At 40.4% G+C, this 23882-nt stretch carries 18 protein-coding genes and 1 pseudogene; 8 read left to right on the top strand and 11 right to left on the bottom strand.

Annotated features, from left to right (window positions below; genetic code table 11):
* The first annotated feature begins 71 nt into the window (after window positions 1–71).
* The 7 genes from L8106_RS18095 (at window position 72) to L8106_RS18065 (ending at window position 5554) form a co-directional block, all read left to right on the top strand.
* Complete coding sequence (locus tag L8106_RS18095) at window positions 72–764, top strand: hypothetical protein (RefSeq protein WP_009785844.1); 693 nt, start codon at window positions 72–74, stop codon at window positions 762–764.
* 242 nt (window positions 765–1006) lie between these two features.
* Window positions 1007–1747: an SIMPL domain-containing protein gene (locus L8106_RS18090; RefSeq protein ID WP_009785843.1), complete on the top strand. Its 741-nt coding sequence runs from the start codon at window positions 1007–1009 to the stop codon at window positions 1745–1747.
* Between the two features lie 145 nt (window positions 1748–1892).
* Complete coding sequence (locus L8106_RS18085) at window positions 1893–2249, top strand: hypothetical protein (RefSeq protein WP_009785842.1); 357 nt, start codon at window positions 1893–1895, stop codon at window positions 2247–2249.
* Window positions 2250–2361: 112 nt separating this feature from the next.
* Entirely contained in the window at window positions 2362–2757 is a 396-nt protein-coding gene (locus L8106_RS18080; protein WP_009785841.1) for a hypothetical protein, read from the top strand.
* Between the two features lie 125 nt (window positions 2758–2882).
* Window positions 2883–3335 (top strand): beta-lactamase hydrolase domain-containing protein, encoded by a 453-nt coding sequence (locus L8106_RS18075; protein ID WP_009785840.1) that lies wholly within the window; start codon window positions 2883–2885, stop codon window positions 3333–3335.
* 172 nt (window positions 3336–3507) lie between these two features.
* On the top strand, window positions 3508–4596 hold the full coding sequence (locus L8106_RS18070; protein WP_009785839.1) for a DNA polymerase beta superfamily protein: 1089 nt from the start codon (window positions 3508–3510) through the stop codon (window positions 4594–4596).
* A 202-nt stretch (window positions 4597–4798) separates the two neighbouring features.
* Window positions 4799–5554, top strand: a complete 756-nt coding sequence (locus tag L8106_RS18065; RefSeq protein ID WP_009785838.1) for a DUF364 domain-containing protein — start codon at window positions 4799–4801, stop codon at window positions 5552–5554.
* A gap of 1 nt (window position 5555) precedes the next feature.
* Here the strand turns inward: L8106_RS18065 and L8106_RS18060 are convergent, their stop codons facing one another.
* The 8 genes from L8106_RS18060 to L8106_RS18020 all read right to left on the bottom strand — a co-directional run bounded on the left by L8106_RS18060 (window position 5556) and on the right by L8106_RS18020 (window position 19292).
* Window positions 5556–6872, bottom strand: a complete 1317-nt coding sequence (locus tag L8106_RS18060; RefSeq protein WP_009785837.1) for an S-layer homology domain-containing protein — start codon at window positions 6870–6872, stop codon at window positions 5556–5558.
* A 214-nt stretch (window positions 6873–7086) separates the two neighbouring features.
* Complete coding sequence (locus L8106_RS18055) at window positions 7087–8151, bottom strand: YheT family hydrolase (protein ID WP_009785836.1); 1065 nt, start codon at window positions 8149–8151, stop codon at window positions 7087–7089.
* A 60-nt stretch (window positions 8152–8211) separates the two neighbouring features.
* Complete coding sequence (locus L8106_RS18050; protein WP_009785835.1) at window positions 8212–8865, bottom strand: TetR/AcrR family transcriptional regulator; 654 nt, start codon at window positions 8863–8865, stop codon at window positions 8212–8214.
* Window positions 8866–9230: 365 nt separating this feature from the next.
* Window positions 9231–14306, bottom strand: coding sequence for an AAA family ATPase (locus L8106_RS18040; protein ID WP_009785833.1), 5076 nt, complete (start codon window positions 14304–14306; stop codon window positions 9231–9233).
* A gap of 362 nt (window positions 14307–14668) precedes the next feature.
* Window positions 14669–14899 (bottom strand): hypothetical protein, encoded by a 231-nt coding sequence (locus tag L8106_RS18035; RefSeq protein ID WP_009785832.1) that lies wholly within the window; start codon window positions 14897–14899, stop codon window positions 14669–14671.
* A gap of 666 nt (window positions 14900–15565) precedes the next feature.
* Window positions 15566–16162 (bottom strand): hypothetical protein, encoded by a 597-nt coding sequence (locus L8106_RS18030; protein ID WP_071941415.1) that lies wholly within the window; start codon window positions 16160–16162, stop codon window positions 15566–15568.
* A 107-nt stretch (window positions 16163–16269) separates the two neighbouring features.
* Window positions 16270–17379: a glycine oxidase ThiO gene (gene thiO / locus L8106_RS18025; protein ID WP_009785830.1), complete on the bottom strand. Its 1110-nt coding sequence runs from the start codon at window positions 17377–17379 to the stop codon at window positions 16270–16272.
* A 122-nt stretch (window positions 17380–17501) separates the two neighbouring features.
* On the bottom strand, window positions 17502–19292 hold the full coding sequence (locus tag L8106_RS18020; RefSeq protein WP_009785829.1) for a hypothetical protein: 1791 nt from the start codon (window positions 19290–19292) through the stop codon (window positions 17502–17504).
* A gap of 163 nt (window positions 19293–19455) precedes the next feature.
* Between L8106_RS18020 and L8106_RS18015 the strand changes: the two genes are divergently transcribed.
* Window positions 19456–19911 carry a hypothetical protein gene (locus L8106_RS18015; protein WP_009785828.1) on the top strand — a complete coding sequence of 152 codons (456 nt, stop codon included), beginning with the start codon at window positions 19456–19458 and terminating at the stop codon, window positions 19909–19911.
* Here the strand turns inward: L8106_RS18015 and L8106_RS18010 are convergent, their stop codons facing one another.
* From L8106_RS18010 to L8106_RS33100, 3 genes and pseudogenes are all read right to left on the bottom strand, one after another.
* A complete protein-coding gene (locus tag L8106_RS18010; protein WP_009785827.1) occupies window positions 19912–20847 on the bottom strand; it encodes a universal stress protein in 936 nt (311 codons plus the stop codon).
* A gap of 87 nt (window positions 20848–20934) precedes the next feature.
* Entirely contained in the window at window positions 20935–22605 is a 1671-nt protein-coding gene (locus L8106_RS18005; protein ID WP_009785826.1) for a BCCT family transporter, read from the bottom strand.
* A 455-nt stretch (window positions 22606–23060) separates the two neighbouring features.
* A pseudogene (locus tag L8106_RS33100) lies at window positions 23061–23882 on the bottom strand (hypothetical protein); the annotation flags it as partial.

Raw genomic sequence — 23882 nt, 5'->3', positions numbered from 1 at the left:
GAGATACACGAGATACAATACTGGGAAAATTGAATCAGTAGATGCAAATCATTTAAAAACCACATTAAACAATGAAACTAAATCAACGTTATCAAACACTTAAACAACGATTTCTAGACCTTGATGATTTTCCCTTAGAGTTTTTAGGAACGTCTCGAAATCTCTTTGACTTTAATGACCGAAGAATTGTTCCTAAGCGGTTTGAAGTTTGGACAACCTTAGTCGGTCTTCCCCTTCCTCAGTCACTAACAACAAGATTTCAATCCCTGTTTGATCAAATTATTCAATTCCTTCCTAATTCTACTCGATTTTATCAAGTTCAGCCACAAAACTATCACTGGGAAATGTTTATCATCAAACGACCCCAGGAAGAAGTCGAGGAAAAGTTACTGATGAAAACGACAAAGGTTCTACAAGAAGTCTTGAATAATTATCAACCCTTTAAAATGTCTTATCGAGGATTTTTAATTACACCCGATGGCACCCTAATTGTCAAAGGAGATGGAGAGTTTGATCAACTGCGGGAACAATTATCTCAACAAATTCCTTGGGCTTCACCCCAACAATCTAATCTCGGACATATCTCCCTCGGACGAATTCTTGATCCCGTTGGTGAAGTGTGTTTTCAGGAACTAAAATCGTTTATTCAAACCGCTGAAAAAGAAGACTATGGTGAACTCAATATTAATTGTGCTAAATACGTTCACGAAAGGCAATGGTATATGGAAGACCAAGAGGTGATTGCCACATTTAACTTTGGGTAAGGTCAGTGGTACGAACAATTCATAACTTTTCCCTATACGGGTCACTGTAAAAACTGTCACAATTCGGAATCTTTTTGGGTTCCTTTTCCGTCTATTTATTTAGGAATTGCCCAAACTTTAAACCGGATTGAATTGATGAAAGATCCTGAACTGAATGGGGGCAAACTGAAACAGATGAGTGATGCAGAGACTGAGATTTGCCACTCACCTCACTTGATAATTTGATTGAGAGAAAACCTACTATGTCCGTTGCTCGTTTATCTTCTTCTTCCTGGGGTTTATTTACCGCTTTATCACTGGGTATAGGCCTGGTTGGTTTAGTCAATTTTTCCCAAACCCCGCCCGTTATTGCCCAAGAACAACAAATGAGAACATTAACCGTTAGTGGTCAAGGTATTGTTAATATTCCCACCTCTCTAACTCAAGTTCAACTGGGTGTAGAAGTACAGGGAAAAACAGCCGATGAAGTTCAACAAGAGGCTGCCAAACGCACCTCAGCCGTGGTAGAATTATTGCGATCGCGTAATGTTGAGAAACTGGAAACCACGGGAATTCGTCTCAACCCCAACTATAGCTATAACAACAACCAACAAGAGTTAACTGGATACTCCGCGACTAATACTGTTAGTTTTCGTATGCCCACCGAAAAAGTCGGAAGTTTGATGGATGATGCGGTGAAAGCGGGAGCAACTCGGATTGATGGGATTAGCTTTGTTGCTGCTGATAATGCCATAGAAGTGGCTCAACAACAAGCATTGAAACAGGCGACTCAAGAAGCCCAACGTCAAGCCGATGCGGTTCTCGATACACTGAATTTAACCAAGCGGGAAATTGTCGGTATTCAAGTTAATAATGCCAGCGCGCCTCCGCCTCGCCCGCTGATGATGCGTCAGGCGAATATGGTCGCCGAACAAGCAGACACGCCTGTAATTGGCGGAGAACAGCAAGTGCAAGCCTCCGTTACTTTGCAAATTCGCTATTAGACGTTAAGTTTTGTATCCCCCGTTGAGGCTGATAATTCCCTGACAGTCAGGGTTGAGGTAGACTAGAGAACCCAGAGGTTAAAATTTTAGGTGGAGCCGGACAGGTAAAATCAGAGGGCTGTGAAAAGTGTTCGATTCTGTGTTTATGCCCACTGCTCCCCTGACGTTAAATTTAATTCAAGGCTCAGTTTCCGTTCGTTTTACTCCAGAAGCGGCTCTGGGTTTAAAAGCAGCCCTTGATGAATTGATGCAGCAACTCAAAGCGGTTGCGATGAAGTCTACTTCCGGTACAACGGGTAAACCCATCCCGCAAAAATCAATGGAATATCAACATACGGGAGATGTATTTTTAGAAGTATTTTGTAATCCCAATATTTGGCCGAGTCCGTTTGCTGCAAAGTTACTGATTACAGTCCGAGATGACCGTATTAAGGTGAACAGTGAAGCTGAATTGACTCGGATTATTGAAGATGTCAATCAGTATATCGAGCAGGTCTGCTAAAAAGATAATGAGTTTATAGCTCAAATGAGCGACCTAGTGTTAAGATGTTCACCCAACTTGACTGATTTCTAACGAGACGGTCAGTTTTTTATCCACTCATGTTCTGATTCTCATGAATGCCGATAACTTAACTCAAATTTTACACCAAGGGTTCCGCGTCACTCTCGGCGCAACCTCCTCTATGATTGAAATGCTGCAAGATTCGCAAAAGCGAAATGAGAATCTAGAAAAACTTCAGTCTCAATGGAGTCAGCTTGCTGAGGAGTGGGCTGAAAAAGGAGAACAAACCGAGGAAGAAGCTCGCAAGTTTGTTGATACAATCTTAGAGCAACAAAGTAATTCTGGTGCTACTGAGACGACAACTTCAACGTCTTCATCGTCTATGACTACAACCCCAGTCTCGGTTTCTGAACCCAACTCTGCTGAGGAACTTCAGGAACTCACTGCTCAAATTGCCGCTTTGCGACTAGAGTTAGAACGTCTACGGGGTTCCGAGTCTTCTAACTAAAAGAACTAGCACAAACTTTAACTTTGAACACTCGATATATTGAAAGGTAGAAAGAAGATTCCCTCGGGTTAACTCCGGGGGAGTATTATATTTGGGGGATTAAGTCACAAAGGATCAGTGCAGTTATGGAAAATCTCAAGACTATTAATGGGCAACTCTCAATTGCGACAAATCAAGTTACACCTACTCAGTTACAAGAAGCAGCACAAGCGGGGTTTAAATCTGTGCTAAATTTTCGATCTCCTCAAGAAGAAGGTTTCCTTAGTGATGAGGAGAAACAGGCAGAAGCAGCCGGATTAGAATATGTTAATATTCCTGTCAAAGCCAATGGGATTACAGATGAACTTGCAGAGAAAATTATAGAACAAATTGATCAACTTCCGAAACCTATCTTACTGCATTGTAAAAGTGGATTGCGTTCGGGTGCAATGGCGTTAATGTATATTGCGATCAAAGAAAAAATATCGGCAGATATTATCCTAGAACAAGGTAAAGAAATGGGCTTTGATTGTAATAAATTTCCAGAGATGAAGGAGTTTTTAATCACTTATATTTCTAAACATTCAAACAATCATTAATTTGCGACAATCTAGGGAGAAAGCCAGGGTAAATTTGTTGTTGTGCCTTGGATAATTTAACCTGTCCAGTGTTCAGGGTTGCAGGTTAATGATCAATCTGCTATACTACAAATATATTACAGCTTTAGACAAGTGAGGAACGATCAGCAGAAGTTGTTCGTTTAACTAATTAATGAATCGTGAAGAAATTGAAAATAGAACGATTTTAATTGCCTTAACAGGTTCACGAGGTTATGGGTTATCAACTGCAACCTCAGACTATGACTATCGCGGAATTTTTATTGCGACAAAGCCCTATTATTTGGGATTAAGTCACATCGAACAACAGGATAAAGGCTGGGATACAACCCCCTCTAAAAATTTTCCGTATTTAGCCAAAGATACCTGTATTTATGAACTCAGAAAGTTCTTAAAATTAGCTATTGATAATAATCCCAATATTTTAGAATTATTCTGGTTTAAAGACTATGTTCACTTGACAGAAGTTGGACATATATTGCAGCAACATCGACAATTGTTTCTTTCTAAACGCATCAAACAAACCTATTCAGGGTATGGTTATGCCCAAATAAAAAAGTTAGAATCTCATCGTCGTTGGTTACTCAATCCTCCCCAACATCAACCCACTGCGGCTGAATTTGGATTTGTAGAAAAGCCGCCTTTAAATGTTAGCCAGATTAATAGTTTTTTAGAATATTTGTATTTATTGGTACGGGATCGCATTGAATATTTAGAACCCGCCAAAGCGTTGTATAATCTGTTAACCGCAGAAATTGACTACAAAGGAATTTTAAAACAACATTCCCTTCCTGACGAAGCATTAGAAACTACTCAAAAGTTAGCCAATTGTTCAGATGAATTTATTCAACGGTTACAGAAAAGCCAACAGTATCAACGGGCTATTCGAGAATACAAAAACTATCAAAGTTGGAAAAAAAATCGCAATCCTGAACGAGCAAAAATGGAAGCAAAAGTTGGCTATGACTGTAAATTTGCCATGCAAGCGATTCGATTATTAAAAACGGGAATAGAGGTTTTAAAGACTCAAACTTTAATTGTTGATCGTCGAGAAGCCGGAGATGCTGAAGAATTATTAGCTATCAAAAAAGGTCAACATTCCTACGATGAAGTGATGCAAATAGCAAAACAACTCTATCAACAACTCGATGAAGCCGAAACCGTTTCTACTCTGCCCAAATCTGTCGATGAATCTATTGTCAATCAGCTTTGTATGGATTTGGTTTCACAACAAGGATTTTAATCCCTAAACCTCTTATCGGGGCGTAAGGTTTGCGCCCAATTTTAATGATTATTTTTGGTGAGATTTCCGAGAAACTGATCGTCGGGTAAAAAGGTAGAAAGTCAATCTAGTATTTTCCTACAAACCCAAAGAACTTATTAAGTGAAGGGAAGTTGAGCAGAAATCGGTTAATAATAACAAAATAAGTTAACCCCAAATTTCGATGATTAATCCCCGTGAAATTTATGACCTACTCCTCGATAAAAGTGCTAGTAATACTCCCATTCAAGAAGTGATTATTGGTTTAACCTGGACGCTGTGTAAAGCCGAAGGAATGGGCTTGTGTATGAGTCCTGGAATTCCCACTCGTACTTTACCCTGGTCAGGAACTTTAGTCAATAAACCCGCCTCGGAGTTGACCTCTTGGGTGCGATCGTGGGATAGTTATCAAGCAACAGTAGGAATGGCAGTGATTAATGCTATAATAAACTCAGATTCTCCCTTACTAAAAACGGCTAAACCTCTCTCTCCCACTGGCCCGGCAAATTTATCAGTCTTTGAACATTTTCTGCCTCAAATTCGTGGAAAACGGGTGTCAATTATTGGACGCTATCCCGAACTTTCTCGCTATGAAAAAGAAATGAATTTGGTTGTTATTGAAAGACAACCTGCTGGGGGAGATTTACCCGACCCCGCTTGTGAATATATTTTACCAGAGTCTGAATGGGTGTTTTTAACCTCAACTTCTATCGCCAATAAAACCTTTCCTCGCTTGGCTGAATTATCAAAAAATGCGACATTAGTATTAATGGGGCCGACTTTACCTTGGTTAGAAGAATTAGCCGAAATGGGGGTTAATTATTTAGCCGGAGTTCGGATTACTAACCCCCAGGCGTTGCGTCAAACGGTTGCAGAAGGGGGCGGAACTCGCATTTTTGACACCGGAGTTCAATATTGTGTTCAGCAAATTTCGGGCTAACTTAAGTCTCCCTATTTTCCTGCTGTTGTAATCGTTCTGGAGGGGTTGTTCCCCAATCTTGACGCAGGGGAACATATTCACCTCGAATGGGATTATAACGATAAATCAAAGAATAATAAACCGGAGAATTAGAGCTATTGATTTTGAAGTCTAGAATAATTTCGGGTTCTTTGTCTTGATCAATATCTTCAATTTCTACACCCAAAAATTGATCAGTGGGTTGATTATTTCTCCCCGCCATCAATAAAATCGCTTCACTAAATTTTAATACACCTCGGCGCACAATTTGTAAGCGTAATTTGCGGTTATTTGAAGTCTGTTCTTCCGGTTGATAAAAGAGTAATGCTTCCACATCTTCAGCCCGAGCAGTTGCTTCTAATGTCTCGGGAATTTCGGGAATTAGGGGTAAAGATTCAGAGGGTTCTGGGGAGGAATTGGGAGAAGGTTCAGAAGCCGCGATTTCTGAGGAGGATTCCGGGGGGATTATTTCTTCTGGTTTTGCTGTGGCTGAAGTTACAATTTCCGGTTTTTCTTCACCTTGTTTAGCGTTTAAAACAATAGGTTGAGGAGTTGGATTTGATAACTCATCGGCTGAAACTCGGGCGATATATTGAGTCGGAATAAAAGGAGTTTGACGAGAATCTGCGATCGCTTGACAGATAAAAGTCGCTACTTCAGCGCGAGTTGCAGGTTGATTCGGGTTTAAACGTTTAACATCGGGATAATTCACCACTAAACCGTTTTCAGTCGCCGCCGTAATTGCCGTCATTGCCGTTTCTGGAATTTGATCGGCATCGGTAAAAATCTGATCTAATTGCTGTGTAGATAACAACTGGGGTTCATAGTCTAAACCTTGTGTTAAAGCCGTTAAAACCTGCGCCCTTGAGACTGTTACCATGGGATTAAACGCCCCGGCAATATACCCCGATAAAAAGCCTTTACGATCCGCTTCTCGAATAGCATCATAAGCCCAATAATTCGTCGGAATATCTGCAAAGTTTGTCGGTTCACGAACCGTCTCAACATTAGAAAAAGCCTGACTTAAAATAATCGCTAATTCTACTCTTTTCATCGGTTCATCGGGGCGAAAGCGATCATCTTCGCGATTTCCTCCCACAACTTCTCGTTGCGCCAAGGTTTGAATACATCTTTCCGCCCAATGTCCTTGAATATCTGAAAAAGAGTTAACCGTTGACCATTGAGCTTGTTCGTGGGGTGGAGGATTTGGTGTCGCCAGACTCACCTCACCTTGACAGAGGAATATGATGGCAACGACTCCTCCTAATGTAAATTTATCATCCCCTATTTTCCTGTTCATATCGCATTTTTAGGCAAATTAAAGAATTAATTTTCCAGGTATCCTAACTCTACTGAAATATTTTATCGCCTTTGGGAGAAACGTCAACTAAACCGATGATTATTTCCCTCAATCATTATAAATGATCAGCCCTTGTATTGATCAATTTCAGTCTAGAAATTCAAATCATTTTTAAGGGCTGCAAAAAAGAGTTTTACTCCGTCTCGGATTTTAGTCAATGATTAGAATAACCAAAGCGATCGCACCACTGCAACACCCGATTCCAAGCCCACCAACGATCAGGATCTTGGGATTGACGTTGACAAGATTTACGACTGATATAGCCGACATGACCCCCGTATTGAGTTAACATCAAGTCTATTTTAGAATTTTGGCGAGCGGCGGCTTGTAAATCGGGAATAATCGTGGGATCAAATAAAGGATCATCGATTGCATAAAGAATCAATGTGGGTTTCTGAAATTGAGTTAATAATGGTAAGGCGCTACTGGCATTATAGTAGTCTTCGACTGATGAAAATCCTAATCGTTCGATCACCAATTCTTGATCAAATCCCCAAATACTATTAGCTCGCTTGATCGCTTCTGGATCAATATCTTGGGGATGGGCTTTGTGAATACGTCTAGCCAGTCTTTTTAATTCTTTGGCGATCGCTTTTTCGAGATATTTTCCGAAAGGATCTTTAACCAAATAAGACAGAGAACGATTAGAATCCAAACTTGGACAAATCACCGCTCCTCCAGCAAAGTCAGACTCACTAAATTCGAGGTTACTTCCCCAACTGGAAACAGTTTGTGCGGCTTTCACGCCCCAAAGCGCTAACTGTCCACCCAAAGAATATCCTGTAAACCAAAACGGAGGCGGACATCCCAAGGCTTTCGCTTTAGCAGCGATGCGAACAAAGTCTTCTCCCTCAAAGATTCCATCTGAGGTGAGTGTAGGGGAGAGTTCTGCCGTTTTACCATGCGCCCGCCAGTCAAACAAAACAACGCTGTAGCCCTTCGCGTAGGCTTTGCGCCCCAACAGCCGCAGAAACCATTGATTGTCTAAATCTCCGGTAATTCCATAAGTACCGATGATTGTACCGTGTGACTGTTCAGCAATGGCATATTGACCAAAAATCGGAACTTTTCCCGCACCAAGAAAGATTTGTTCTTGATAGGGGGGTTCTCGATGAGGGGTGGTTTTTTCCCAGGTTTTCTTGGCTCTCAATGCCGCATAAACAGTCATCGTCAAGCCATTTTTTAGCAAAAAGGGGGGAGTGTAGGAGAGTTGATCCATTACCGAAAGCAGAAGGGATAAGTTATATTTTCATAGGTTAATGATGGCAGACTTATCAGCTTAATGGATAGAGTTCACAGGCTTGTTTTTTTGACTGCGGGTTTGTTGTCCAGATTTAACGATAGTATCAACGAGGCTATCGATCAACCGTTCGGAGTCCATGGGCATGAGTTTGTCTCCCTGGAGGACGTTCTGCACCATAATAAAATGGATTAACCCTCCGACAAAGATGCGGGCGATGGCTTCTGGGTCGTTGATTTCTAAGTGTGGACAATCTTGGAGATATTCGGTTAACGTGACTGTGGCGGGTTGAATCAGTTCCTGCACAAAGATTTCAGCTAAATCCGGTCGTTTGCTAGACTCACCGATAATTAAACGGGCAAAACAGAGATATTCATCCTCTGAGGCATTTTCAATGATTCTGTGGGCAAGATCTCGCAACACTAAGTCCGGTTGACCTTTGAGGGGTTGTGACCAAACGAGGCGAAATTTCTCGGAGGCGATGCGTTTGACAAGGGCGGTAAATAGGCCGTCTTTATCGCAAAAGTGACTGTACAGGGTTTGTTTGGATACTCCAGCAGATTTGGCAATTTTATCCATACTGGTGCAAGCGTAGCCATGGGCTAAAAATTCGGGCATGGCACCTCGGAGAATTTGGTCGGCTTTCTCAGCATATCCAGGACGTGAATATTCAAAGTTTGTGATTTTACGCATCGCTTCGATTCTCCTATTTTTTTCTGTATATTATGCTTCTAACTCGCTCCCAACAGTACCACACTGTACAGTCTAAGCGTAACATTGCTCGCGGATGACTCGCTTCCCGAGTTAAAAATTGCCGAGGTTGATGGGGTGATAGGGTGACGGGGGTGGTGGGGAGAGGTCTTTTTGAAGATGAAAAATAACTTTTTATTAATAAAAATCCTCCCAACCTCCCCACTTCCCAACCTCCCCACTTCCCAACCTCCCAACCTCCCAACCTCCCCACTTCCCAACCTCCCCACTTCCCAACCTCCCAACCTCCCCACTTCCCAACCTCCCAACCTCCCAACCGACCGTCCTTCCCATCTCCCAACCTCCCTCTATTGTGAGTTCTGACACAGAGAACCACGTTCTTGATCGGGAAGATTGGAGAGATAGTCCTGAAGCCACAAACACCCTTGGGTGATTTGATAATCTAACTGAAAGCCTTTCATATTCCAAAGAATAGTTGTTCCATCCTCTTTGGCGATCGCTAAAATTGTGCCATCTGGATTGAAATGAACCTGATTGAGAAAAACATCTTGATCAATGGTGTAAAACGGTTCAATCTCTTGAGTCTGACAGTTGCCATCCGTCGGCCAAAGCTGTTGGCGATCAAGCTGCCAAAGTCGAACCTTTTTATCATCACTTGCCGTTGCCAGAATCGTCCCATTCGGATGAACATCGACACCGCGAACTGTGGCTTGATGTTTTAGAGGACAAGAAGTACCCTGACTCGGACTCCAGAGTTCCACTTGATCTTCAACTGCGATCGCTAAAAGTCCGGCTTTTGAGACGTAACTAATTTCATTAATAATTTGTTGCCGATAAGATCGAATCGTGCGGGATCTCCAACCCGTTTTGTCTTGACTCCACAATTGAAGTTGGGATTGGGTTTGCGGATCAGAAGTAGCGATCGCCATTAAATCTCCGGTTTGATCAAACTCAATACTAACAACCGGAGCATCAAGGGTGAAAGTCTCTATTAAAGTCCCGTCCTTTTGCCAAAGCTTCACTCTGCCGTCTTCACCTCCTGAAGCCATCATTCCATTGGGACTAAACTCAACCGTATTCACCACCGAGTCATGTCCGTTCAAAGTCTTGACGGATGCGGTATACCCCGTCTCTACGTTTTGGATAGTCCAGAATTGAATCGTCGGTTCTGAGGTGCCAACCGTTGCTAGGGTTTGTCCGTCAGGACTCAGACTCACCCAACGCACTTTGTTTTGATGTTGCAATAATAACGGTTGATCATCTGAATTTTTCAACAATTGAACCGTGTCAGTCTTCCAGAGTCGAACGGTTTGATCGTCACTGGCTGTCGCAATAATTTCGCCGTTGGGACTAAAATCAACGTCATTAACGGCTAACGGATGTCCTTGGAGAATATGATCGAGAGGATTGCTATTGCGATCCCAGAGTTTCACGGTGTGATCGCCACTGGCTGAAGCGATCATCTCACTATCGGGACTAAAACTCACCGTCCAGACATCATTTTTATGTCCAGTGAAGGTTTGTAAAATCACGCCGTCTTTGTTCCACAGCTTCACCGTCCGATCCCGGCTACCACTGGCAATGGTCTGACCGTCGGGGCTGAAACTGACACTCAAAACATCGTTATTATGCCCTTTTAGAGTTTCGATCTCTTTTCCGGTTTGTACATTCCAGAGTTTCACCGTGCGATCGCCACTCGCAGAAGCCAAAATTGCCCCATCGGGACTAAAACTCACCTCATAAACCCCGATACAGTCTTCGGTTTGTTTAAAAGACTCACAATGTCCTCTGAGGGTTTTCAGTCGGGTGCCGTCTATTTTCCACAGTTTAACGGTGGGATCAAAACTCCCGGACGAAGCGATCATTTCTCCGTCGGGGCTAAACTTCACATCTAGCACTCCCCCTTTATGGGCGTTAATGGTTTTTATGGGGGTGTCGCTGTTAATATTCCAAAGTTTAACCGTACCATCTGCACTCGCCGAAGCTATTATTTGACCATCGGGACTGAAGCGAACACTGGTGACAACAGCCTGATGTCCCCTGAGTGTTTTTAACCATTGACCCTCTCGACTCCAGAGTTTGACGGTTGTATCACGACTCGCCGAAGCCATCATTTGGCCATCGGGACTAAAGCTAATGCCTAAGATGCCATCTTCATGGGAGAGAGATTGTGAACTGAGGGCTGGATCGATAAAGTTAGTAATAAATTTTCCATTTCGATTCCAGAGTTTGATCACTTTTTCGTTTCCACCAGTTGCTATCTGTTCTCCATCGGGGCTGTAACTGGCTGCTAAAACACTATCATTTTGTTTGAGTCGATTTCGTTCATGGAGGCTATTATCAGATAATTTCCGTAGTCCTTTAGCAATCTCATTTTCGAGGTCTTTTGAAGCTTGAGTTTGTTGAATATTTTCCCCAATAATTAGACTTGCCCGTAAAATTCCAATTTGATCGTTTTGATCGGCAACAATTAAAGAGTCTTTTGCTGCCTCAATAGCTTCAATTCTCGCTTGGGCTTCTTGTCTTTTCTGCCCCATAGCAAATAGTGTAAAACCTGCGAATAATACTCCAGCTAAAGCCGCCATAATTCGTTCAAGTTGGCGACTGCGGGTTTCGGCTTTGCGGCGACGTTCGGTTTCTTTGGCGAGGCGAGAATAGATATCGACATCTTCTTCAAGTTCTTTATTTTTTTGTTGGAGTTGTTCAAAGGCAAATTCTCTGTCTGAGCGATGTTTTTGTCGGATAAAATCTGCGAGATAATCGTGAACCAGTTGATAAAATTCGGTTCCGTCTACAATTTCTCGGGACACCAAGCCAGACTGAGAAAGAATATATAAAATTAAGTCGAGTTGATATTCAACGCCTGTTTTTCCGAGTGCTTCTTTTAATTCTTCTGCGAGTTCTGAACGTGTTTTGAGAGGACGAGTGTTGTTTTCATCTGTGAGTAAATAGAGAATTAAATTGGCGGCTTGTTGATGTTCTAATCCGCAATCTTGAATCACTTCTTCGAGAAAGCGTTCAACTAATTTTTGTTTAGGGCCTTTGTTTTCATATTCAGCTAAGGTGGTAATATCTTCGGCTTGAAGTTGGGCGCCGACGACTTGCAATTCAATCGGACGAACTTCTCCAAGTTCACTCGAGAGATCGTTGACTAAAGCTTTAATTAGTGCATCTTCGAGAAAGAAATGAGAACGATCTGTCAAACTTTTGATGACATTATAAGCTTCTTTACGGGTGAAGTTTCCGAGATAAAATAAAATATCTTTATTTAATATATCATTATTAATAATTTCAAAATCTATTAGCCGCACCCCTTCTAGTAGATGATGTAAGTAGTCATCTCGAACTGAAATGATTACTTTAACATAGGGCAAATTGAGACAGTCTCTTAAGGCTTCAAAGAAAAGCAAACGGGCTTTAGGTCGGGTATAAGTAAAGAAAAATTCTTCAAATTGATCAAAGATTAAAATAGTGATTTTGTTGTGGTTAGCATTGGCTTTTAATTGGAGTAAAATATTTTCAATTGCTTCTTGATTGCTGCGCTGGTTCGTGCGATTTGAATTTTGGGATTCTCCGTTTTGGATCGGCGTTTTTTCGACTTCTGAAAACTCTGTTAATGGATAATTAGATAGCCTTTTTTCGAGTTCTTTAGCAAAGGAATTATAGGTTCTCAGTAAAATGGGGACAACTTGACGGGCTTCAATGCTAAAATCTTGTAAAGCCGGAACTAAACCCGCTCGCATAATTGAACTTTTACCCACGCCAGACTGACCATAAATGACTGTTAATTTATGCTGAGTGCTTCCGACTCGTTGGAGTAAACGATTAATTGCTTCTTCACGACCCGAGGCTTTGATTTCATCGGTAACAGTTGCTTCTGTCGAGACTGTTCCTAACATCGGATCGACGGCTTGTTCTCGCGGTTGCAGTCGTCCGGCACCAATAAAAGCAGTATAACCAAAAGCACTTGATTTGGTACGATATTCTTTTTTTGTATCAAACGCTTCTCGATATTCACCGAGTTTAAAATAGAGTCGGTGCAACATTCCTAAAATTTGTAAATAAAATCTAGGATTGTATTTAGGTGCAGTTTCTTTATAGGCAATTTCTAACTTTTCTATAGCATCCCAAGGTAGACTTAACTGTTCAAAAGCTTGAGCGAGTAACCAATAATATAAACCTTGATTTTGATTTTTGACGGGATCATCACAAGTATGATCGGGGTTTTGCTTGAGAATTTCTAAGGCGACTGTCGCAAATTCTTTGGTATTTTGCCAGTCTCTTTTATGAAGATAATATTCAGCCAAAAAACCGTAATCTTGAGCCAGTTGTAATGGCTTGGAATTTTCATTTTGATGCATTTTTCGAGACTTCAAAGCCAGTTTAAATAACGCATCCCAGTCTTCGAGTTTACTCAGAATCTCACCCAGTTGATTAATGAATTTTGCAACTAAATCCTGACGCTGGGCGCGTTCAAAACTCTCTAGAGATTGCTCAAAATAGAGTCTTGCTTGTTGCCATTCTTCGTGGCTGGTGTGTCGGATATGTTGTTCGGCTTGATACGCTACACAGAGTCCTAAATGATGTAAAATAATACCTTCCCAAATCAACGAAGTCTTTAAGGGGGAAGAATTAATCAGGGGATATTCAATATCAAAACTTGTGGTTCGAGATAAATTTTGACCGGATTCCTGTTGCCAAAACTTCAAACTCAAGTGATACTGTTCTAAGGCTTCTGAAATCTGTTGATCAGCATAATAATGTCGAGCTAGAACAAATCTTAAACTCGCCGTCAAAGCGGGCTTTAAGGTGACGTTGCGACTTTGTAAATCTTGATAAGCAAGTTGAAGTTCTGAAGCACAATATTCACCTAAAATCTTACTATTAGAAACAAACGAACATCCACCAATTTCTAAAACGGTGTTAAAAAGTTGCTGAGATTTTTGATGAATAAACTGGATTAAATCCGCAGAACTTTGTGAGAAAACATAGGTCGTTGCGTACCCGGTAAAATCCGGCGATCGTCGGTTTAACTTCTTCCACAGTTGATCATTAATCCACAACAATAAGGGAAAGGGAAAATTTAAAAAGGCTTCTCGGGCTAAATTCGTTGCTGCGAGAACTTCATTGATGGCTTTTACCTGTTCTAAACCAAACACCATCACCACCGCAGGTTGTTCTTCTGAGAGTTCAGTTTCTAGGGTTCGATAAAGGTTATCAATAGAAGCATTGACATAAACTTCTCGAATGGGTAAAGAGGATTTTTGCTGGAGTTGTTTAACCACTTTTTCCCGCAGAGTTGTATAGTTACAGCGAAGTAACAGTAATGAAAATTCTCCCTCAGATAGTTTTAGAGTCCGAGAAAGAGTATCAATCTGGCTTTGATTCTGAGTTACTGTATCGTCTTGGGGATATACATTCATTGGGCTGGTCAATTTCTGGGAATATACACCTAGATTAACTTAATTTAAGATCAATAAAGACTAAAAATATAGATCACGATAGCATTGCTTTCAATAAACTTGGAGAATCAGTTCAATATTTTCACCTTTAGGTGATGGAACGATCTCCATTGATCGCATTATCTACTCGTCGAATAGTCAGGCTTTCTCTGTTAAACGCTCAAAGACTCAGGGTTGTCAGTTTAAATAATCATAGCACTCTGCGTTTCATTTTAAATGGGGGGAAAAGCTGTTTTCCGTTGTACAGAACTCGGAAAGTCTACCCCATACTAAATTGATCAATATTATCGTTCACTCCTCACACAGCGGAGTTGATGGACTGTCTAGCATTTCCCGTAAAGCTTACAAGGTGTACGATCATAAAAAACCTCGGGTGAGAAGGGCTTCTCAGGAAGAATCAGAGTAGAGTCTTGAGTCTCTAAGTCAGAGAAGGGTTTGAATTGGGGAGTCGAGGGTTGAACTTCCAGACTACTGGCCAAACTCGAAGTCCCACCGAGCATCAGTAGCATCGGAAGTGCTATCATTAAACGTAACTGTCCGGGTGTCATTTTCATCTTTTTTTTAACCTCATCTATTATTTCAGTTCAGGGTTGATTTGGGATTGATTGTTTTCATTTCTTCCTTATTTTATTATTCTCAATCTCACAACTTCAGCCGGAATTTTAGGGATATAATCGCCCTTTATTCGTTATTTTCGTGTGTTTTCGCGGTTAACGGATAGAATTGTGCTGAATTTGTAAGTTTCTGCTGACTATTATTAAGAATTCTCTTAAACTTGTCAAACGGTGAGAAACTGAATGGTTTCAGGTGGCGCACCGGAAAACGACTGATTAGTGGACATCATTCTTTTTTAGAGGGAAAAAAAATCATCCGTTGGGATGAAAACCTAAAGGCAATTTTTGACGAGGGTATCAAGACAGAGAGAGAACAATTTTATCTAATCTCATCTACTCTCAAAAGCGTGTTGAAAATGGCACAAAACTTAGGGAAATGCTGAAAATTGAGAATGGTTTGTGAATAATCAGGAAGTTTTACTTCATCTCTTTACGGGGGAAGTTCCAACCAGATCCGGATCATTGATCACATTTTCTAGAACTGAACCTAAAGATTGAACTGTGTTTATTTGATCTTAACTCAATTTGGCTTTAAAAACAGTGGGGAACAAACCCCTTTAATTGGGCGTTTACCGTACAATTAACCGGAGTTGAGAGCATTTTTGATTACCAATCGTCAATCCAAAATAACCCCACCAACGCAATTCCCGTCATTCCAGCAACAATTGTCCAAGTGATAGTCAAACCAAAGACATCTCCTAAAAAAAGCTGAGTGGATTGACGCATAACCCCCCCAAACGCCCAACCGATAGATAATCCCACAGACCAACAGAGAGGACTCACCCACAACCATTTCCAAGCGCGAGGAACTTGAATTCTGAGGGCTAGCCACTGCAAAAAACCAATCCAGATTCCCACCTGGCTACCGTCTATGACGCCATATAATATGCGATCAAAGACATCTAACGTTCGAGGCGCAACCCAAGCAATCGCCCCAAGATGGGAGTATCCTAATACCGTCCAACCGATGATGCTGGCAAAAATCCATTGCCAAGGTTGATAGATATACTGTTTGAGAACAAACCATTGAGCAAACCCAATTGCTGTTCCACCCACTACTCCGGCTAACAGTCCCATATCTGGCCTTTCGCCAATTTCAATCCAGAGTAAACTCACAAAAAAACCAACAACGGTGACAAACACCCACTTCAGCCAGAAGCCGTATTTTGTTTTAATTTCATAGGAATAGATTGGAGGGTTCACTAATTGTTTTGTCGTGAGATCAAAATTCATCGAAAATAAAAATGCTGCTGCTTTTAATGGGAATCCTGACAAAAAGACCCCAATCCATCTGCTTTTTGTTCCCTGTTTTAGTATTGAAGTTGAGCCGTTGAAAATCGTTCCCAACAGAAGTATTCTAATAAAGGATCAGATTTCTGCTCTAATACCCATTCTGTAATCAGTTTAGCGGTAATCGGCGCGAGTAAAATTCCGTTGCGATAATGACCCACAGCGAGAGTTAAATTGTCAAAGGGACTGCTTCCTAAAATGGGGAGTAAATCGGGTGTTGTGGGTCGAAATCCCCACCAAAATTCTTGAATTGGAAAATCACGCAAAAGTGGGAAAATTCGGATAGCGCGTGAGAGTAGACTTTGAACCCCATCTGGCGTTAAACCAACGTTAAAACCAACATCTTCGAGGGTGGCACCAATCACAATTAAACCATCTCGACGGGGAACAACGTAAATTTCGGTACCAAATAAAACCTGTTTCAAGGGAAGGGAATCAAAGGATTCTGGGACTTTTACCGATAACATTTGTCCTTTGCGGGGATAAACGGGAACTTGCGGGAGGAGTTGTCCTGTCCAAGCGCCTGTGGTGAGGATATACTGTGACCCAGTGATTTTACCCCGATTGGTTTCAACGGCTTCAACGGCTTTGGAGTTGCGGATAATGGCTTGAACTTCGACGCCCTCAACGGTTTGAACGCCCAACTTTTCGCTAGCAGCTTGTAAGGCTTTGAGGAGATGACGACGGTTATCAACTTGTGCATCTTGGGGAAACCACCAACCCCCAACCACATCGACTCCTAAACCGGGTTGGTGTTTGTGAATGGCTTGTTGATCGAGCCAAATCGCGGGAGAATCAACAGGGTGATCAATTTCGGTAGTGTCGGGAATTTCGTAAACAGGCGCGAGAATCCCACAAGGCCAATAACTGGTATCTAAACCTGTGATGTCTTCGAGTTTCTGCGTCCACTGGGGATACAGCGAACGACTGCGTAAGCCTAACTCTAACATTGGCCCGGATGGGATGAATTCGGCTTGCGGCGCTAACATTCCCGCAGCGACATGACCTGCTGCTTCGTGGAAATTGCGGCTTAGAATAGTGACATTTGCACCTCGCAGTTTGAGTTCGACTGCTACGGACAACCCCATTAATCCACCACCAATAATAATGATGTCATTGGAAACATTCATTGCAATTAAGAGTTCGGCTATGCTCTCAACTATAGTACCAAATTTATCGTGAGTTGGTTACAAAAAAAAAGAGTCGTTTTTTTAAATAAAAATTTATCTTTGCTTTGGGATCGTTTTGAGGGTTATTCTTCCAAAGAAGTAGAATTGAACACCCGGAGATTGACTTGATGATTGAGTTTAATAAATTGATTCTCGGTGGAATTATAAATCCAAGCATGAATTATGCTGGTTCCGATGGGGAGAAAATCAGCAGAGAATTCGACTTCCCATTTGAGCAAATTTTTAGATGATAATTCGTTGGGGTTTAAGGGCGGTTCAGTGGATTTGATGGCGTAGGCGTTAGCAAAAAAAGTCGTTTGATTTGCGATAGAAAATAGAACGAGATGAGGATTTTTTGTGGGGTTAATCCATCCTTTGAGTTGAACTGATTCTGTCGTTGAAATATTAATGACTTGATCTAAAGTTTGAGGAGAGGTGATTTCACCATAGGTTTGTTGAGGAGTATCGATAAAGGCTACATTTTGGGCGAATTTTCTCAAGTTTAAGCGGTTCAGTTTTTCCGCCGAATCCCAGATTAATTCTCTCCACTGGCTTGAATTGATCAAACTAAAGCAACTTTGAGGGGAGGTCTTGAAAAAAGTAGATTGTTCTAAATAGTTGATCAGATTAAAACAAGTTTTTCCACTTTGAATTAAGGGAAGTCGAGAGTTGACATAAACGACTGCATTGGCTGACCTGACTAAGTTTAAACTGACTAATATTCCAGTTAAAAATCCAAAAATTAATAATTGATTAGAGCGGGAAATGGTGATAAAATTGAGAGTAGGATTAAATATAATTCGTGGACTCAGTTGAAGAATTGCAATGGGTAGTAAAATCGCATGAGTTGTATATCGAGAGGCTAAAATCGCATAGTCAGCACCTAAACCCGACCGACCAACCGCAATTAAAGCACTACACAGTAAAGAAAATAAACTAATAGAAACCCAAGGGGATAAGTTCCTAATTAACTGCTCAGATTTTAAAGAGAATAAAGCCAAAAGTGTTAATCCTAAGAATATTGAAAAAATTATCAATCCAATCAGCCAATTAATATTAGCTGAATTTAAAAAAGGTGTCGCTAAGAGATTGAAAAAAAAGTGAACCGTTGCGAATATTTTATTATCGGATACAACAACAGGAACAGTATCAGTCTCTTGTCGGTAGTTAATTGAATAAATAAAACCTGAAAACAAGAACAAACATAGCCAAACCAACAATCGCTTTTTTGTGTGTTTGATACTTCCTTCGATAGCCAAAACCGAAGGAATTATCGCTAACCAAGATAATAATCCCTGGGCGGAAGATAAGCTAGCAATACTGCATAAAAGAGCGGAAATTGTGAGTTTAACTGGAGGCTTGAGGGATGAAGTGGATAAAATAAAACAAGAGAGAAGAACACAAAAGTTTATCAAAAAAATAGCAATTTGAAATCCCCACAGCCAGTTTTCATGTTGAACCCAAGAGAACAGCAAAAAACAACTTGATAAGTTAGCTAGATGTAGGCTAGTTTGAGTTAAATTTTGAGCGGTAATTTGAGAGAGACGATATAATGCTAAAAAGGTTAGTATGGCTAGAATAATACTAAAATAAAGTTCCCATAAAATATTCCAACCCGAGGTAAAAGACAACGCAATAAAAATAAGTTTAGGAAAAAAAATGCGGTGGCTGTTGTGTTGAGCAAATAGATTTTTTAACGTGAGAGTTCCTGCGTGAAATTTCTCAAACCAATAGGGTAACACCCATTGATCATAGAGGGGAATATTGACACCAAAATAACCAACTAATCCACAGACAACCAGAATCGGTATCAAATAAAGGAGGAATACAATCAAGCGTTGAGGAGTTAAAAAAAACGTCTTTTTGGAAGTCATTAAACCGAAAAAACAAGTCAATAGAGTGAGTTAAGTTATATCTGGATGGGGATACTGTTTTTCTCAATTTGAGAGATAATAGAACTGAGCAAATAAAACCGTTAGCTAAACGGGAGTTTTTTCGCCCTCTGACTTGAGATAAACAAATAAAAGGAGTTTTTCGATGAAAGGTTTAATATCTCTAGTGATAATTGTCTATGGAAGTTGGACATTAATTGAAAACAATTTAGCGATGTCTTTACCCTCCACTCAAAGTAATTTGACTATTGTACAAAATTCTGAAGGTTTAGGAGATGTTCGCTTAACTCAGGAGGGTACGGGTACTTATTCTATCAATAATCGCTTTCGAGGAACGATAACTTTTGTTTCTGTCAGCATTGATGACAATGGAAAAACCGAACTGATTTTTCGGAATAGCAATGAACAATTAGTCCATTTTCAAGGTCAAGTCACTCGCCGAGATCCGTTCGGAATTAAAATTGATCTGATTGATTCGGATATCTCAGATGCAAGTGGAGTTGCAGATATTCAATACAGTTCTGATCTCTCTTTGATCTCTTCAATTTTTGTGGCTGGAACCATTGAAAATCAGATTTTTTCGATTAACTTTAGTCGATAATTATTGTGAGGTGGGTACGATTAATAAAGGACGATTACTAGCATTAAGAACTCCCGATGCGACGCTACCATACAAAACCTTAGATAAACCTGTTCGTCCTTGGTTTGTAATGGTAATTAAATCAATATTGAGATCATTCGCGAGGGTAATAATACTCTCAATCGGTCTACCATACATGAGATGTGCATCCACCGTTAAATCTTGTGATTGAAGTTGAGAACGAATATCCAGTAAATATTCTCTGGTTTGTTTAATGCGTTCAATTTCTTGATTTTGTTCCAGGCGTTTAAAGATATCTTTGGCGACAGATTCATCGTTAATTTCTGAGTCTAAATCTTGGATAGTTGTTGTTTGATATCCCCTTCTGACAACCTGAAGCAAAATAATTTTTGCTTGATAAAGTTGAGAAATTATTACAGCATAATCAATCACTTTTTCAGCCCGTTGAGAACCATCTAAAGGGATTAAAATCTGATTAATTTGAGGTAATTTTTCGGACTTTTGGGATTGAGTAACTAATAAAGGACAGTGAATTTTATTGAGTACCCCAGAAGTAACAGTCCCGTATAAAGCTCGGGCTAATCCTGTTTTTCCCTGAGAAGTCATAGCGACTAAATCTGCATTGGTAAACTCCACCGCTTGCAAAATTCCCTCAACTGCAACCCCTCGCAATAACAGAATATCAGCCGATAAACCTTGCTGTTGAAATTGATGTTTCCATCCCATCAAATAATCCTGAACTTGATCAATATTTTGGAGAGGATAAGCAAGGTTGCGGTCTTTTTCTAGATTCAGAATAGCACTCCGAACTTTAGGTTCAATGACTTGAGTAAAAACCACATGAACATTTTCTTTTTGGGCGAGCTGTTTAACGTAGGGAATAATGATTTCAGCACGTTCAGAACCATCTAAAGGGACTAAAATTGTGCTATACATAATCTTTTCCTCCTCAATCAATTAATGGTGTAGGTGGGCATTGCCCACACTACTTGTTAGCGAGTTATACTCCAGATTATTTCCAGATTATTCACGAGATGCAGATTGTTCAATTTCTGGATGAGAAGATATTTTAGGCTTAGTTTTAATTGCAGCTTGAGAAGAACGCAATTGTTTGGATTCTAATTCAACCCAATCTTCAAATAATCCTCTGTGTAAGCTAAAGCACATGACAATTAATACAATGGCAAAGGGTAAACCTGTGGTAATGGCTGCCGTTTGTAGGGCTTTTAATCCTCCACCGAGTAATAAAACAGCAGCGACAACGCCTTCTGTTACTGCCCAAAATACCCGTTGAGTAACGGGAGACTCTAACTTTCCGCCAGACACTAAATGATCAACAACTAAAGAGCCTGAGTCTGAAGAAGTGACAAAGAAAGTCACCACTAAAATCACGCCAATGAGAGAACTTACTCCAGTTAAAGGTAACTGTTCTAACATTACAAATAGGGCAGTTGATACATTTTCATTGACAGCTTCGGGTAAGTTTCCAATTCCCTGTAAAACTAAGTTTAAGGCTGAACCTCCAAAGACTGACATCCAAACAAAAGACAGTAAAGAGGGAATAAATAATACTCCCAAAACAAACTCTTTAACTGTTCGACCTTTAGACACTCGGGCAATAAACATCCCGACAAAGGGAGACCAAGAAATCCACCATCCCCAGTAAAAAACCGTCCAGGAATTCTGCCATTTAGTCCCATCAAAAGTTTCTGTCCAGAAGCTAAGACTCGGTAAAATTGAAACGTAATATCCGAGATTTTCAACAAAAGAACCGATGATAAATAATGTTGGCCCCACCAACAGGACAAACCCCATAAAAGCGGCAGCAATGTAAATATTGATTTCACTCAAAAATCGTACACCATTATCTAAACCTGCCACAACAGACATCGTGGCAAAACCCGTAATAACAGCAATTAGTACGACCTGAAACCAAACTGTATCGGGTGAATTAAACAAAAAGTTTAATCCGGTGCTGACTTGTCTTGCTCCTAAGCCGAGAGAAGTTGCCAGACCAAATAATGTTGCTAATACCGATAAAATATCAATTGCATTTCCCGGCCACCCATAAATTCTTTCACCCAAAATGGGATAAAAAACAGAACGAATGGTTAGAGGAAGTCCTCGGTTAAATGCAAAAAATGCCAAAGATAAACCGACTAAAGCATAAATTCCCCAAGCATGAAGTCCCCAATGAAAAAAGGTAATTGACATTGCATCTCGGGCTGCTGTCGGGGTACTAGGATCAACGTTATTAAAGAACGGAGCGGGACTTTCCATGTGAAAGACGGGTTCAGCCACACTCCAAAACATCAGTCCAATTCCCATTCCTGCACTCATCAGCATTGCAAACCAAGCAAAAGTAGAAAATTCGGGCTTGGCATTCGGCCCTCCTAAGCGAATTTTGCCATATTTACTGAAGGCGAGAAGAATCACAACTCCCAAGTAAATATTCGTTGCTAAAATCAAAAACCAGCCAGATGTATTGGCAATAAAACTTTGAACTGTGTTAAAAACTTGTTGGGTTTGATCATTAAAAATCAACGTCATAGCGATGAATAAAATAATCAAACTGCCTGAAGTCAAAGAAACTTCAGGGTGCATATCAAACCCCCAAAAACGGATGTTGGTATCTCCGGGAGTTCGACGATTTTTCTTGGGGATCTGCTCGTGCTGCGATCCTTTCAGACTCATAATTTTTTTCTCCTTTGCCTCAAACTGCTACCGTACAATCACTCACGCTTGAATTGGAGTACGGTACGGGACCGAAGAATCAAGCTAGGGGTGATTACCTTGAGCTTGTCTGGGTCCAGCATTTGCTGAACTCAACCTCCTTTTGTTAGATCAACCCTGATCCGACCTATGCGATCTATTGATCTATCATCGATTCAGAGATTTTTATTCAATTGCTCGATAACTAGCGTAGATCCAGTCAAATTTAACTGCTCTAAGATAATAACAGTAGGACGAGCTGAATTTATTTATAATGTAACATTACATCTTGAATTTTTCATAATTTTGCTGCAATCCTCATACTCATAAAGGTTGATTGCTCTCTATTTTAGCATAAATTGATCGATACAGGAGCATTATTAATCTCAAAATACTCAGTTGATCAATAGTTAAAAATATTAGATAAAATCTATTGTTTAAAAATTTTGATTCTCTTGAACGGTAATCTGCATTTCTCCAGATAATTTTACAAACTGTCTTTCTTTGGGGTCATAAATCCAAGCTTTTATTATATTTTCTTCAGATGTTAAATTGTCAGCATAAAAAGAGATTTCCCATCTAGAATTTTGATAAGCATCAGACTTCATAAATTCAATGATATCTGGACTCGGTAAATGAATATAAGCACTCGCAAAAAAAGATTGATGATTGTTTAAAGATAAAAAGACCAGCTGAGGTTGTTGAGGTTGATTGGGAAGAATAGCCCAGCCATCTACTTTAACGATTCCACCTGGAGGTACACTAAAGCTTTTTTCAACAGTCCAAGGCGAACTAATAAAACCATGAATTTGATCGGGTTCTTCGACAAAAGAAATATCTTCAGCAAAGTTTCTCAAGTTAATTTTTTGCAGACGTTTAACTTGTTCTGAAAATCCGGCTGTAGTCGGTACGATAGAACTCAAACAATGATGGGGGGAATTTTGAAAAAAATGTGATTTTTCCAAGTCTAAATAATTAATAAAATATAAGCAGGTTTGAGCGATCTGAGTCGGTTGATAGACCTGGGTTTTGACTATATTTAGACTTTGATAAGATCGAACCAACATTAAATTTGTCATTAGTCCTAAGCAAAAGCTGTAAGCTAATATTCTGTCAGTAAATATTGATTTTTTATACTGATTATGAGGACGAGAAAGATGTATATTAAATAGATGAATAACCGCAATTGTCAGTAAAATTGAATGACTGGTATATCTAGATGTAACTAACCCATAGTCTGCACCGATATCGGCTCGTCC

Origin of the sequence: Lyngbya sp. PCC 8106, from assembly GCF_000169095.1 — a bacterium.
Classification (GTDB): domain Bacteria; phylum Cyanobacteriota; class Cyanobacteriia; order Cyanobacteriales; family Microcoleaceae; genus Capilliphycus.
The sequence above is the reverse complement of the archived record's forward strand: the minus strand, read 5'-3'. Positions and strand labels throughout refer to the sequence as shown.

Excerpts from the sequence above, each read along its gene's own strand:
- L8106_RS18065 (WP_009785838.1), top strand. The coding sequence starts at position 4,799 with ATGATTAATCCCCGTGAAATTTATGACCTACTCCTCGATAAAAGTGCT.
- L8106_RS18085 (WP_009785842.1), top strand. The coding sequence starts at position 1,893 with ATGCCCACTGCTCCCCTGACGTTAAATTTAATTCAAGGCTCAGTTTCC.
- L8106_RS18070 (WP_009785839.1), top strand. The coding sequence starts at position 3,508 with ATGAATCGTGAAGAAATTGAAAATAGAACGATTTTAATTGCCTTAACA.
- L8106_RS18035 (WP_009785832.1), bottom strand. The coding sequence starts at position 14,899 with ATGAAAATGACACCCGGACAGTTACGTTTAATGATAGCACTTCCGATG.
- L8106_RS18095 (WP_009785844.1), top strand. The coding sequence starts at position 72 with ATGAAACTAAATCAACGTTATCAAACACTTAAACAACGATTTCTAGAC.
- L8106_RS18010 (WP_009785827.1), bottom strand. The coding sequence starts at position 20,847 with ATGTATAGCACAATTTTAGTCCCTTTAGATGGTTCTGAACGTGCTGAA.
- L8106_RS18005 (WP_009785826.1), bottom strand. The coding sequence starts at position 22,605 with ATGAGTCTGAAAGGATCGCAGCACGAGCAGATCCCCAAGAAAAATCGT.
- L8106_RS18020 (WP_009785829.1), bottom strand. The coding sequence starts at position 19,292 with ATGACTTCCAAAAAGACGTTTTTTTTAACTCCTCAACGCTTGATTGTA.
- L8106_RS18055 (WP_009785836.1), bottom strand. The coding sequence starts at position 8,151 with ATGGATCAACTCTCCTACACTCCCCCCTTTTTGCTAAAAAATGGCTTG.
- L8106_RS18040 (WP_009785833.1), bottom strand. The coding sequence starts at position 14,306 with ATGAATGTATATCCCCAAGACGATACAGTAACTCAGAATCAAAGCCAG.
- L8106_RS18075 (WP_009785840.1), top strand. The coding sequence starts at position 2,883 with ATGGAAAATCTCAAGACTATTAATGGGCAACTCTCAATTGCGACAAAT.
- L8106_RS18015 (WP_009785828.1), top strand. The coding sequence starts at position 19,456 with ATGAAAGGTTTAATATCTCTAGTGATAATTGTCTATGGAAGTTGGACA.
- L8106_RS18080 (WP_009785841.1), top strand. The coding sequence starts at position 2,362 with ATGAATGCCGATAACTTAACTCAAATTTTACACCAAGGGTTCCGCGTC.
- L8106_RS18090 (WP_009785843.1), top strand. The coding sequence starts at position 1,007 with ATGTCCGTTGCTCGTTTATCTTCTTCTTCCTGGGGTTTATTTACCGCT.
- thiO (WP_009785830.1), bottom strand. The coding sequence starts at position 17,379 with ATGAATGTTTCCAATGACATCATTATTATTGGTGGTGGATTAATGGGG.
- L8106_RS18060 (WP_009785837.1), bottom strand. The coding sequence starts at position 6,872 with ATGAACAGGAAAATAGGGGATGATAAATTTACATTAGGAGGAGTCGTT.
- L8106_RS18050 (WP_009785835.1), bottom strand. The coding sequence starts at position 8,865 with ATGCGTAAAATCACAAACTTTGAATATTCACGTCCTGGATATGCTGAG.